The 12,166-nt window shown below is 39.7% G+C and carries 12 protein-coding genes; all 12 read right to left on the bottom strand.

The genetic code is table 11. The annotated features are described in order from the left end of the window. Positions 1-15 precede the first annotated feature (15 nt). Positions 16-495, bottom strand: coding sequence for an adenylyltransferase/cytidyltransferase family protein (locus CRT24_RS05720; RefSeq protein WP_099370290.1), 480 nt, complete (start codon positions 493-495; stop codon positions 16-18). A 19-nt stretch (positions 496-514) separates the two neighbouring features. Continuing rightward, positions 515-1,894, bottom strand: coding sequence for a nucleotide sugar dehydrogenase (locus tag CRT24_RS05715; protein ID WP_099370289.1), 1,380 nt, complete (start codon positions 1,892-1,894; stop codon positions 515-517). A 46-nt stretch (positions 1,895-1,940) separates the two neighbouring features. Continuing rightward, a complete protein-coding gene (locus CRT24_RS05710; RefSeq protein WP_257213977.1) occupies positions 1,941-2,489 on the bottom strand; it encodes a winged helix-turn-helix domain-containing protein in 549 nt (182 codons plus the stop codon). A 158-nt stretch (positions 2,490-2,647) separates the two neighbouring features. Beyond that, positions 2,648-4,387 carry a lipopolysaccharide assembly protein LapB gene (locus CRT24_RS05705; RefSeq protein ID WP_099370287.1) on the bottom strand — a complete coding sequence of 580 codons (1,740 nt, stop codon included), beginning with the start codon at positions 4,385-4,387 and terminating at the stop codon, positions 2,648-2,650. Between the two features lie 199 nt (positions 4,388-4,586). After that, positions 4,587-5,456: a glucose-1-phosphate thymidylyltransferase RfbA gene (gene rfbA / locus CRT24_RS05700; protein ID WP_099370286.1), complete on the bottom strand. Its 870-nt coding sequence runs from the start codon at positions 5,454-5,456 to the stop codon at positions 4,587-4,589. Between the two features lie 18 nt (positions 5,457-5,474). Then, positions 5,475-6,344, bottom strand: a complete 870-nt coding sequence (gene rfbD / locus CRT24_RS05695; protein ID WP_099370285.1) for a dTDP-4-dehydrorhamnose reductase — start codon at positions 6,342-6,344, stop codon at positions 5,475-5,477. 2 nt (positions 6,345-6,346) lie between these two features. Further along, the gene (rfbC, locus tag CRT24_RS05690; RefSeq protein WP_099370284.1) at positions 6,347-6,913 is read right to left on the bottom strand and encodes a dTDP-4-dehydrorhamnose 3,5-epimerase; all 567 of its coding nucleotides are present in this window, start codon (positions 6,911-6,913) and stop codon (positions 6,347-6,349) included. Between the two features lie 171 nt (positions 6,914-7,084). After that, complete coding sequence (gene rfbB / locus CRT24_RS05685; RefSeq protein WP_099370283.1) at positions 7,085-8,137, bottom strand: dTDP-glucose 4,6-dehydratase; 1,053 nt, start codon at positions 8,135-8,137, stop codon at positions 7,085-7,087. A 69-nt stretch (positions 8,138-8,206) separates the two neighbouring features. Further along, positions 8,207-9,319, bottom strand: a complete 1,113-nt coding sequence (locus CRT24_RS05680) for a hypothetical protein (RefSeq protein WP_099370282.1) — start codon at positions 9,317-9,319, stop codon at positions 8,207-8,209. 417 nt (positions 9,320-9,736) lie between these two features. After that, positions 9,737-10,522, bottom strand: a complete 786-nt coding sequence (locus CRT24_RS05675) for a tyrosine-protein phosphatase (protein WP_099370281.1) — start codon at positions 10,520-10,522, stop codon at positions 9,737-9,739. Between the two features lie 111 nt (positions 10,523-10,633). Next, positions 10,634-11,623 (bottom strand): mannose-1-phosphate guanylyltransferase, encoded by a 990-nt coding sequence (locus tag CRT24_RS05670; protein WP_099370280.1) that lies wholly within the window; start codon positions 11,621-11,623, stop codon positions 10,634-10,636. A 2-nt stretch (positions 11,624-11,625) separates the two neighbouring features. Next, a complete protein-coding gene (locus CRT24_RS05665; protein WP_099370279.1) occupies positions 11,626-12,150 on the bottom strand; it encodes an exonuclease domain-containing protein in 525 nt (174 codons plus the stop codon). Positions 12,151-12,166: the final 16 nt, after the last annotated feature.

The following is a 12,166-nucleotide window of genomic DNA, read 5'->3' as shown; positions in this document are numbered from 1 at the left end:
TTATAATTTTTTTTGCTATTTATTATTCTTTTGATTCTCCTTATCTGCTACAATCTTTCTTAATCCAGAACTAGAAAACCTATGATCTCTACTGTTAAAATACAGCTCAATTCCTTTATCTTCACAATATTTTCTGCCAGTAAAATCCCTATCCTTATATTCATCACCTACAATTCTGACATCTAGCTTAAAAGACCTCAATATATCTTCAAGATCTTGTTCTGTTGAATAAGGAACAATCTCATCCACATAAATACATCCTCTTAGCTGTATATATCTTTCAACTACGGTCTGTGTTGGTGCATTTTTCTCAGGACGGTCCAAGGTAGGGTCCATTTGCAGTCCACAGATCAAATAATCACATTGACGTTTTGCTTCTGCCAGCATCATAATATGTCCGGCATGCAATAGGTCAAAAGTAGAAAAGGTTATGCCGACTCTTGGCCCTGGATTATAGTCTTGATGTTTTACATCAATGTTTTTTTGCTCTTTCATATATGGAAAATATTAGTTTTTACTCACCTATAGCATAGTAAACAAATCCCAAACTCTCAAGTTTCTGTTTATCCAGAAGCTTTCTCCCATCAAATATAAATGCGGGTTTTTTCATGGATTCTTTGATTCTTTTCCAATCAAGGTCCTTGAATTCATCCCATTCTGTAAGAATTGCCAAACCATGGGCATCCTTTGCAACCTCATAGGGGTCATTGATGACCTTTAACAATTCTTTATTTTCATCAGCGCTTCTTGTAGCAAGGTAATCCAAATCCTTATAGATTTGATTTTCCTGCACTTTAGGGTCGTATACTGAAATCTGTGCTTGTTCATCCAATAAATGGTCTGCTACATAGATGGCGGCTGATTCACGGGTATCATTTGTATTTTTCTTGAATGCCCAACCCAAGAACGCAATTTTCTTGCCATTTACTGTATTGTACATCAATCGGATGATCTTTTCTGCAAACCTTGTCTTTTGATGGTCATTGATCAGGATCACTTGCTCCCAATAATTGGCAACCTCAGTCAGATTATAGGATCTGGCAATATATACCAGATTCAACAAATCTTTTTGAAAGCAGGAACCTCCGAAACCCACAGAAGCTTTCAAAAACTTAGACCCTATCCTGGAGTCCTGTCCAATTGCATGAGCAACCTCATCCACGTTGGCTCCTGTTACCTCACATAGTTCAGAAATTGAGTTAATGGAGGATACACGCTGCGCCAAGAAAGCATTGGCGACAAGTTTAGAAAGTTCTGAAGACCATAAATTGGTCGTAATAATCCTTTCCTTTGGCACCCAAGCTTCGTATATTGTTTTTAGGGCATTGATTGCTTTTTCGTCTTCTCCACCGATGAGGATTCTATCTGGATTATGGAGGTCGACAATTGCTGTTCCTTCAGCCAAAAACTCAGGGTTGGACAACACATGGAATTGCACACCCTTCCCAGTATGGTCCAAAATGCTTTTTATGGTTGCAGCTGTTCGAACAGGAATGGTTGATTTTTCAACGATTATTTTTGACGATGTGGCGACATCGGCGATCTGTCTAGCGCAGAGCTCAATAAACTTAAGGTCTGCAGCTTGGCCTTTTCCTTTTCCGTATGTTTTTGTGGGGGTATTGACAGAGATAAAAATCATTTCAGCTTCTGAAATTGCCCTTTCTACATCTGTTGAAAAGAAAAGGTTTCGACCTCTGGCCTCCGCTACGACCTGATCCAGTCCCGGTTCGTAAACTGGCAGTTCATCCAAGTTCTCGGAATTCCAGGCGTCGATACGTGCGCCGTTCAAGTCAACTACCGTTACCTGTATATGTGGGTTTTTCTGGGCAATAACGGACATTGTTGGCCCTCCAACATATCCTGCCCCAATACATGCAATCTTTTTGATTTCCATTTCTAGTAAACCGAGTTCAAATTGGCTATCTACCAATTTACAACTTTCATTTTTCTTTTTGATACAATATTATCTGTTGTTTCACTTCCAACGGCTTTTCAAGATAGATCTTGATGTTTTTGCCCAACAGCTTCTCGGTTTTGCCGCTTAGCTGCAATAAATATGCCGAATCAAGATCCTTCCCCATCACCAGCACCTCGATTGTCCCTGAATCTATGCCATTGGCATAGTCGCCCAACAACGAAACCTGCTCCACATCTCCCGCTCTATCGAGAACCTGGTCCACCGCTTGATCGATCCCCAAAAAAGTGCGAACCAAATTCTGCAAGCTCTGGAAAAGAGGATGCTCTACATTGGCGCGGTAATAGATCTTGTTGTTTTCTTGGGATTTCTTCAAGTAACCAGCATCGGTTAATTGATTCAGTTCTTTCCGGATGGAGTTGGTAGATTCATTGAACTCTTCTGCAATGCCACGCAAATAGCCCTTGTTGGTCGAGCTTACAAAAAACTTGATCAACAATTTTAAACGCGTCTTTGAGGTTATCAATGAATCCAGCATACAGAATAGAAAGTGAGCAACAAAAGTACTCAACATTATTTGCAAAGCAAAATTAATTCTATGTTAAATGGATTAGTAGAAAGTATATAGTATTTAGTATTTAGATGCCCTTAAATTAGCCCGCCTTCACGCCATGGTTGGTGTCCCCACCAACCATCTTCAGCAATTGCTAGCGCAAGTCTCTGACTTGTGCTTCAATTACTCAGCGACCGACTCGTGCTGTCAACATCCATCTTTTTCTTAAGCCTTTGCTTCGCTTTTTTTACTCCTTCTAAGGAAATACCCAATAGATCACCAACACTGCGGTTTGTTAAACCCAACTTCATTAAGGCAAGCAGCCTTAAGTCATATTCCGTAAGTTTTGGCACGGATTCTTTCTCATTATCAAGATAGCCTGGGTAAACGCGGTCAAAGATATTCTTGAACTTGATCCATCGTTCATCGGTCATCAACTGGTTCTCCAGCATTTTGTTGAGGTTATCGTTGAATTTTTCCTGTCGATCTGGAAAATGATCGAGATTATGGATTACCTCATTGCGCAATCTCTGGATCGTAAGGTCATTCTGCTTGATGGTTGCAGTAAATTCCTGCAAGGAATTATTGAGCACAATCAACTCTTGATCCACCAATTGCTTCTCATAAGACAATTGCAGCTGTTCCTTTTCAAGTTCTGTATTTTTAAAGAGTATTTTATTCTTGGACCGGTTGACAAGGAGAAGGATAATCACAAACAGAAGCACAAAGAACACTACGACATAAAAATATGTCTGATTGATCTGTTTTCTTTTGAGCTCAGCGTTCTCCAGGTTCTGTTGATATTTCTCTGCTTCCCATTGCCAGGAGACTTTCTGGAACTTCTCCTGATCTCGAATATTGTCCAGGCTGTCCTTTAAGTGGAGGTAGGTATTTAGATATTTCAGTTCTTCTGCTTGGTTTCCGCTGCCATGTGCGATTTCGGCCAAAACCTTATAAGCGTCAGTTTTGTAAAGTAAAAAATAAGGCTTGTCGCTCATTCCTTTTTGGGCTTCATGCACATGTTTTCTTGCAGAATCCCAATCCTTGAGCTTCACATACATGGATGCCAGAATAAGGTTAGCACGCATGGCGTCTAAAGGTTCATTGAATTTATTGGAATATTCAATATTCTTCTTCACAAGTGCGATGGCCTTGTTGTAATTGCCTTTTTCCCACTCCCTATCCGACAGGTTACCCGATACAATCCCGATCCAAACGGAATCCTTGGCTTGTTCGGCAATATCCAGGGCTTGTTCAAAATAACGAAAAGCTTCGTCTTTTGCTGAGTCCCTCAGATTATAAACGGCTATGGCATTGACCATATCAATTCTGTTACGGCTCAGAGGCTCTGAATATGGCAATGCTGATTTGAGGTAATCAGATGCTTTTTTCTGGTCTCCGATAAAACTGTAGAAGCTTGCAACAAAGCCATAATGAAGGGTAATCCTGGGGATTTCATCTGGATCGATCTTATCCTTGAGATCATTGGCTTTCAGGAAGCAAGGAAAGGCTTCTTTGATATTTCTATAGACATAAAAATAGTAACCTTGGCGAATGTAGCCCAGCTGTTGGAGTTCAAACTCTCTTGTAGGTTCTACCAATTCTTGTGCCTTCGCATAATATTCATTGGATTTATTATTGACGCGGTCGAATGCTATGGAATAGCCATCCGCCATCAACTGGTAATACGCCCACTTCAGAGGAATACTGCGTCTTTCGTCAGCAAGAATACGAACAGAATCCAAGCGTTTTTTAAGTGCAATGGTATCTGTCTTAAAATTAACATCGATATTAAGTACTTCCTCTAACTCCTTAAGAGCTTTGGATCGTTCGCTCTGCGCTTTCAAAGGAATATACACCCCAAAAGAATAGAGTAAAGTTAATAGAAGTATGGTTAATTTGGTTGGTATAAAATTCATTTCCCTAAATTTCGGGAAAATTTAGATATAAAAGGAAAAATTAACCAATATGGATATTGGTTGAGGTTAATCTTAGTGGTCGATGTTTGCTAGCGCACGCCTCGACTACGCTCAACGACCGCCCGCTACAATATGCGCTGGGTGGACTTGTGCCTCAGACCATCTTCAGCAAAGCTAGCGCAAGTCTCCGACTTGTGTTTCATCCACTTATCTTTTTCAGATAATCAAAATATACTCCTTTTAAGTCCTTGACTCTGTTATATAAATCTTCTTTTTCAATATATCCTTTGGATAGTGCAATTTCTTCTAGGCAAGCTACTTTTAGGGAGGTTCTTTTCTCGATTGTTTTTATAAATTCCGTAGCTTCAGATAATGATTCATGAGTTCCCGCATCCAACCAAGCAAAGCCACGGCCTAATAGCTGAAGCTGAAGGTTATCTTGATTAAGATATTCTTGATTTACGGTGGTGATTTCTAATTCACCCCGGTCAGAGGGCTTTACATTCTTAGCAATTTCTACAACGGTGTTCGGGTAAAAGTACAAACCCACAATCGCGTAATTCGATTTTGGTTCTTTTGGCTTTTCCTCAATATCAGTGACACGTCCGGATTCATCAAATGCAGCAACTCCATATCTTTCTGGATCATCGACATAATAACCAAAAACTACAGCCTGTTTATTCTCTTCGACCTTTTTCTTGGCATCCAATAATTGTTGCTGAAGGCCTGCTCCATAGAATATATTGTCCCCCAATATCAAGCAGACATCATCGCTGCCAATAAATTCTTCCCCTATAATAAAAGCTTGTGCGAGTCCTTCAGGCGAGAGTTGCTCAGCATAGGAAATCGAAATTCCCAACTGACTGCCATCTCCAAATAAACGTTTGAAATTAGGTAAATCAACAGGTGTAGAAATAATGAGAACCTCTTGGATTCCTGACAACATTAATACCGATAAGGGGTAATAAATCATGGGTTTATCATATACCGGCAACAATTGCTTAGAAACAACCTGTGTCAATGGGTGCAACCTTGTCCCTGAACCACCTGCTAAAATTATTCCTTTCATAATATCTATCTATTGTTTTTATTGGTTAGCTTTCAACTTATCAAGCATCTTATTCAAGCTTTCTTTCCATTCCGGAACATCAACTTTAAAGGTATGTTTTACTTTCTCCTTGCTCAACAATGAATAATGTGGGCGCTTTGCTGGTGTAGGGTAACTAGCACTTGGAATTGGGTTCACCTTACAGTCTAGATCAGATTGATCTCTGATTTCTTTTGCAAAATCATACCAGCTGATTCTACCTTCATTGGAATAATGATAAATTCCAGCAACCCATTTTCCATTTTCTATGATATACTTTATCAGAATAGCCAGGTCATATGCATAAGTAGGGCTACCGATTTGATCTGAAACAACATTGATTTCATCCCCGCTGTTCATCAAGTTGAGCATGGTCTTGACAAAGTTTTTCCCAAATGTAGAATATACCCAAGCTGTTCTGATAATTATGGCATCATTGCAAAACTCTTGTACAGCCAATTCACCCTTTAATTTGGAAGCTCCATAGATATTAATTGGGTCCGTCGGTAGATCCTCACTTAAAGCTTCGTCTTTATTTCCCGGAAAAACATAATCCGTTGAGATATAGATCAACTTGACAGAATTATTACCAGCATATTTGGCGATTTCCGATGTAGCAAGATGATTGACAACATTGGCAATATCAGGCTCCTGTTCCGCCAAATCAACAGCAGTATAGGCCGCTGAATGGATGATATAATCCGGTTGATAATGATTAAGGATTCCTTGAATTAGGTCAGGATTGGTTAGATCTAGATCTTTTCGCTCCAGAAAATACAATTCAAAGCGATAGTCAGAATACCAAATATCTTTTAGCTCAGAACCCAATTGGCCTGAACTTCCAGTAACCAATACTTTTTGCTTTTTCAATGTTAGTTAGTCTTTAGCTTTAATTGAGCAATAGCATCCTCAAAGGACGGCAATAACCTGTCTTTGTCAGATACCAAGAGGTTGTCAGTTGGCAATGACCAGTCAATATTCAGTTGACTGTCGTTGTAGATCACACCCCATTCCGCGTCTTTATTGTAAAGGTTATCGCATTTATAAGAAAACTCAGCAGTTTCGGATAATACAATAAAACCGTGCAAAAATCCTCTTGGCACAAAAAGTTGTCGTTTGTTTTCAGCGCTTAACAGGACTGCAACATGCTTACCAAATGTGTTTGAGTCCGGTCTAGCATCAACAGCAACATCCAGCACCTCACCTTGTAATACTCGCACCAACTTAGCCTGTGCAAATTCACCAGCCTGTGCATGCAGACCACGCAATACAGCTTTGGTCGAGAAACTTTGGTTATCCTGAACAAAATCCACGTCCAAACCAATAGCTTTCTTAAAAACAGACTTATTGTAACTCTCAAAAAAATAGCCTCTGCTATCACCAAATACTCGAGGCTCTAAAATGAAACAGTCCTTAAGACCAGTTTCTATTGCATTCATATTATGAATCTAATTAATTATCCTTTTTATTAACCCCTTCAAATTCTACCCCTAAATTTAACGTTTCTTAAAACACCATTCAAACCCAATTTCAATCAACCATTCCATTAAACTCTCTCCTTCTTTCCCTGTCTAATGTCTTATGTCTATTGTCTTATATCTTTTTCACCCTCACATCTGATATCTACTCTCATAATACCTCTGATACTCTCCCGAACTCACCTGTTCCAGCCATTCTTGATTTTGCAAGAACCAATCAATGGTTTTCGACAGACCTTCCTCAAAAGTAACACTTGGCTCCCACCCTAGTTCATTCTTTATTTTTGTAGCATCGATTGCATATCTCAGGTCATGTCCTGGGCGGTCCTTTACAAATTGTATCAATTTTTCAGATGTTCCGGCCTGGCGACCTAGTTTATCATCCATTTGCTTGCACAGTTCCTTTACCAAATCTATGTTTTTCCATTCATTGAACCCACCAATATTGTAGGAATCACCGTTTTTCCCTTGATGGAAAACTGTGTCTATAGCTCTCGCATGGTCAATTACAAATAACCAGTCACGTGTATATTTCCCGTCGCCATAAATTGGCAAGGGTCTATTGTTGATTATATTGAGTATACAGAGAGGAATAAGTTTTTCAGGAAAATGATTGGGGCCGTAGTTATTCGAACAGTTTGTAATCACAACGGGCAGACCATAGGTATCATGGTAGGCACGCACAAAATGATCTGAAGCAGCTTTTGAAGCGGAATAAGGCGAATGAGGATCATAACTGGTATCTTCCGTAAAAAACCCACTGTCGCCCAATGCTCCGAATACTTCATCTGTGGAAATATGGTGAAATCTCTTCCCTCCGAAATCGCTGTTCCAAAGTTTCTTTGCAGTATTCAATAGATTGACAGTTCCAATTACATTTGTGTTTACAAATGCCATAGGGTCGGTAATGGATCTGTCCACATGCGATTCTGCAGCAAGATGAATTACGGAGTCGGGTTGAAACTGTGTAAAAACATCATTCAATGCGCCTTCATCGCGAATATCAGCTTTTACAAATGCATAATTGAGATGTCCTTCAATATCTACAAGATTCTCCAGGTTACCAGCATAGGTCAGTGCATCCAAATTAATAATCTTATAATCCGGGTATTTCAGCACAAAATGCCTTACAACATGAGATCCAATAAATCCTGCTCCTCCTGTAATTAGAATTGTCTTATTCATTCCACAAAATAAACAAATAAAACTAGTTACTTAATAAGGACTTTATTTCTTTAACTAAATATGTAGTCTTTACTTTATAGCTTTCTGCAATTCCGGAATATTTAATTTGGAAAAACAGTTTGATAGTGCAGTTTTTAGAAATTGACCATGGACAACTTTTTTCTTGATGATTTGGACATTGAATTTTATATCTGCATATACTTGAGCAGTGATTTTTTCGAAAATCTCATCAATTTCAGATAAGCTATGTATGGTAAAACCAATATTATTCTCCTCCACGAAATTTGCCATTGCCGATTCTTTCCAAACAATAACTGGTAAGCCTTGGGACAGATACATTGACAATTTATGGGGAGTTGAAAATTTTAAATATTGTCCAGCCAATCCGGTACATGTTTCTACACTACTACCTTCCCAAACCAAACCAAACGAAACACCACTGACGTCCATGGTAGGACTGCTTGGATTGAAAAAACCCAAATATTCCATATTTTCTGGTAATTGCGTTTGTTTCAAATTGATTCCATAAAGTTTTGCTTTGAAATTAGGCTTCCATTTATAGAGGAATTCTGCTTTTTCCGGGGTTAGGTTTCCTCCGAAAATAATATTCTTTTCAAAAACTTCATTACTAGCCGTGATCACTTGATAATTTGCATCGAGCCGGAAATCGAAAAGGTCTAAATTAACGATCTTAGCAGGATTTATTCGGTTACTTATGAGCCATTTTGACATTTCCGCATTCTGAGAAATCACGATATCTGCAAAGTCCAGATATTTAATTTCATTTTCAGGATCGATTTGCCCAATCCTTCGGATCGAATCTAAATCAATGATCATCATGATGATGCGAATCCCTCTTTTGATTTTCGCACTATAAAGACTGTTGTATACAGCTTTAGCTACGTTAAACAAACTTTCAAAAGGAATCAAAACCAAAACCACATCATTAGCGTCTAGTTCTGCAATATATTTTTTGAAGGTTAGGTAATTGTAATAATTTGCATATCGCCTGGAAAAGATTCTCCTGATTCTATATTTCGAATCCATTAAATTGACCTTGTAAAAATTATAGGTATTGGAAGTTGGAATATCTGATTTTATGATTTCGTAAACATCATATCTTGCTTTAAAGCCGGCATGGAAATCTTTATAATATAGATCGTTGATAACGTGGAATCTCATATTTTATGTGAACTCGCTAATAAAAGGTTACATGTATTTTAATTATGCAAATGTATTTAAAATAAGCTCATAGAACTGCATAATACCTTATTATTCAAAATTTTACACAACAATAAAAATTCATTATTTACGAGATAAAATTATAGAAATTTTCGGAAAGCTAGTGGATTCTAAAATTAAAATTTATCTATTTTAGGTATTTTAGGGTCGAAAGCCGTTGGTTGCGTTGGTCGACCTTAGTCGAAAGCAGGAACCGAAGAGTTGTCCCTATCCTTCGACTACTCGGGGACCGGGAATCGAAGGTGGTATCTGCCCTTCGAATGCTCAGGGACACCCCTTCGGTTTTTGTAACGGAGCCGAAGCCCCCAAAGGGCAGCAACAGGCGCTAACCCGACTTATGCTGCGCCTTCATATATATTATGCCGTTTTTTTTTCGCTCTTTGATTCTATCAAATTAGAGTTTTTGATAGGGCACCCTTTCAGTAATTCTTGGACATCATATTTTGAAACCACGGCTTTTAGAGCTTCGAGGTGTCTTGTATGGTGCATATCAGTGCCTACAAAATCGTACATACCAGCACGGATCAAGGTCAATGCGCATGTTTTAACATTTTCGCCATAGTACTTGCTGATGGACAATAGGTTCAACTGCAGGTAGCAGCCGGCACTTTTTATTTCTTCGAAAATCTTGAAATTGTTATGGTAGTAATTGTATCGTTCTGGGTGGGCTAGGATGGGTTGGTACCCGCGGTCTTGGATGTCTTTGATAATGTTGAAAAGAGCTTTCGACTCCGAAAGATAGGACATCTCGATCAACATATATTTATCGGCGATCAAGCATAACTTGTCGGTTTCGATCCATTGGTCGATCTGGTCATCGATCATATACTCAGCACTGTAGTTGAGCTTGAAGTCGATGGAATTCGACTTGAGGTAATCCTTCAGTTTGCTGTGAGCCGCCTTAATTGTTTCAGGCGTATTGTTGTGTACACCGGCCATAACATGGGGCGTAGAAACGCTGTTGTGAATGCCCAGTTCCTTAAGGCCATTGATCAATTTGATGGATTCCTCCACGTCAGGGCTACCGTCATCGATTCCTGGAAGGATATGATTGTGTATATCCCATCCGACCCAGTTCAGTCGATTTTTGTACGAAGGTCCTGCCTTCTTGTTGCCCCCAAATAAATTACTCCAAAATCCCATTTTCTCAATTATTTAGTTGTTTGGTCATAGGTAATATCTGTTTATTAGATGTTCTGTTTGTCAATAAGGTTTAATTAATACGTTAAAAATGAACCTTATGCTACAAAAATTTTAAATCAGCCCCGAATTGTCTTTCTCAAGTTGTTCATAAACGGCCTTAACATCCTGTGCTCTGTTCCTATCCAAAACCAATACTGCATCGTCTGTACTCACTAACATACAGTTAGTTAAGCCTACAAATACCGTATGCTTGTTAGTACCTACAACAATATTGCCATTTTCATCTACAGGATGTCCTTTGCTTTTAAAATATTCGAACAATGAGTCAAATGCCCCCATATCTGACCATTCGAATCGCGCCGGAACCACTTTTATCAAGTCACTTCTTTCCATGACCGCATAGTCTATGCTCTTGGAAGGGATCAGCTTTGAATGTTCTTCATCCAACACCAGATCCTCCGCGTATTCAAAAGCTACTTCTGCGGCATTGTATAACTTGGGTTCAAATCGCATCAATTCTTCGAGGTAAACACCGGCCTTAAAGCAGAAGATCCCTGAATTCCATAGAAAATTGCCTTTCTTCAGGAAGTCCCGTGCGGTGTCCTCATTGGGTTTCTCACGAAATGAAAGCACGGTATTTCCTTCATGTTCAATATAACCATAACCGGTCTCCGGCCTGGTCGGTACGATACCGAAAGTCGCTATAAACCCCTCTTGCGCATACATGATGCCCTGGTTGATGGCCTCCCTGTAGTTTTTCAGGCCTTCGATCAGATGATCTGAAGGCGTTACGATCAGAATATCGTCCGGGTCGGCATGAAATGCCGCAAATGCAATTGCTGCTGCCGTGTTGCGTGATGCAGCCTCAGCGATAATATCATAGCTCACAGGCTTTAAATAAGGCTCTGCGATAGTCTTGTTCTGTGCTGACCCCACTAGGATCACTTTGGATGCTATCTCTTGGTTCCTGGCAATCGTAAGCTCAAAAAGGGTTTTGCCATCGAAGATCGGAAGGTATTGCTTTGGCTTGGATTTGCGCGAAAGGGGCCATAAACGGGAACCCACCCCTCCAGACAGTATTACATTGATTATTTTTCCCATAATTATCCTAGTTTTTTCATTTCAATGGCATCATCAACTCTTAGGTACAGCTCGGCAGTTGCCCTAGCGTCTGAAAGTGCATCGTGGTGCTTCAGTTCAACGCCCATGAGCTCACAGCAGATACTCAATTTTGTACGCTCAAACCCCAGTGACCTGTAAATCTTACTTGTACAATCCCACATGGTGTCAAGACCAAGATCTTCGTAGGAGAGGCCGTAGAAGGACATCGTTTCCTTCAGGACGGAACGGTCCAGGAGTTCATCGTGAGCAACCATATGCCTGGAAACCAATAAGTCCCTGATTGTTGGAAATATCTCCAAGAATGTAGGTGCCGAGGCAGTATGTTTCGGCTTGATGCCATGCACACGGGAAGTTTGCCACATATATCTGTTCTGGGGCGGCTGAACTAAACTGTAAAACTCATTGACAATTTTCCCATCAACCACCTCAACAATTCCGAGGGCGCAAACGCTGCTGTATTTCGCAGTAGCTAATTCAAAGTCTATAGCGGTAAATGTTTTTGACATCCTTCTGTTAAAAAAA

The organism is Sphingobacterium sp. 1.A.5 (genome assembly GCF_002734235.1).
In the GTDB taxonomy this organism is placed as follows: Bacteria; Bacteroidota; Bacteroidia; order Sphingobacteriales; family Sphingobacteriaceae; genus Sphingobacterium; species Sphingobacterium daejeonense.
Note: the sequence above shows the minus strand (reverse complement) of the source record. Positions and strands in the feature narration are given on the sequence as shown.

Bases quoted from the DNA above. Each gene is read 5' to 3' on its own strand.
- CRT24_RS05720 (WP_099370290.1), bottom strand. From the start codon at position 495: ATGAAAGAGCAAAAAAACATTGATGTAAAACATCAAGACTATAATCCA.
- CRT24_RS05715 (WP_099370289.1), bottom strand. From the start codon at position 1,894: ATGGAAATCAAAAAGATTGCATGTATTGGGGCAGGATATGTTGGAGGG.
- CRT24_RS05710 (WP_257213977.1), bottom strand. From the start codon at position 2,489: ATGTTGAGTACTTTTGTTGCTCACTTTCTATTCTGTATGCTGGATTCA.
- CRT24_RS05705 (WP_099370287.1), bottom strand. From the start codon at position 4,387: ATGAATTTTATACCAACCAAATTAACCATACTTCTATTAACTTTACTC.
- rfbA (WP_099370286.1), bottom strand. From the start codon at position 5,456: ATGAAAGGAATAATTTTAGCAGGTGGTTCAGGGACAAGGTTGCACCCA.
- rfbC (WP_099370284.1), bottom strand. From the start codon at position 6,913: ATGAATGCAATAGAAACTGGTCTTAAGGACTGTTTCATTTTAGAGCCT.
- rfbB (WP_099370283.1), bottom strand. From the start codon at position 8,137: ATGAATAAGACAATTCTAATTACAGGAGGAGCAGGATTTATTGGATCT.
- CRT24_RS05680 (WP_099370282.1), bottom strand. From the start codon at position 9,319: ATGAGATTCCACGTTATCAACGATCTATATTATAAAGATTTCCATGCC.
- CRT24_RS05675 (WP_099370281.1), bottom strand. From the start codon at position 10,522: ATGGGATTTTGGAGTAATTTATTTGGGGGCAACAAGAAGGCAGGACCT.
- CRT24_RS05670 (WP_099370280.1), bottom strand. From the start codon at position 11,623: ATGGGAAAAATAATCAATGTAATACTGTCTGGAGGGGTGGGTTCCCGT.
- CRT24_RS05665 (WP_099370279.1), bottom strand. From the start codon at position 12,150: ATGTCAAAAACATTTACCGCTATAGACTTTGAATTAGCTACTGCGAAA.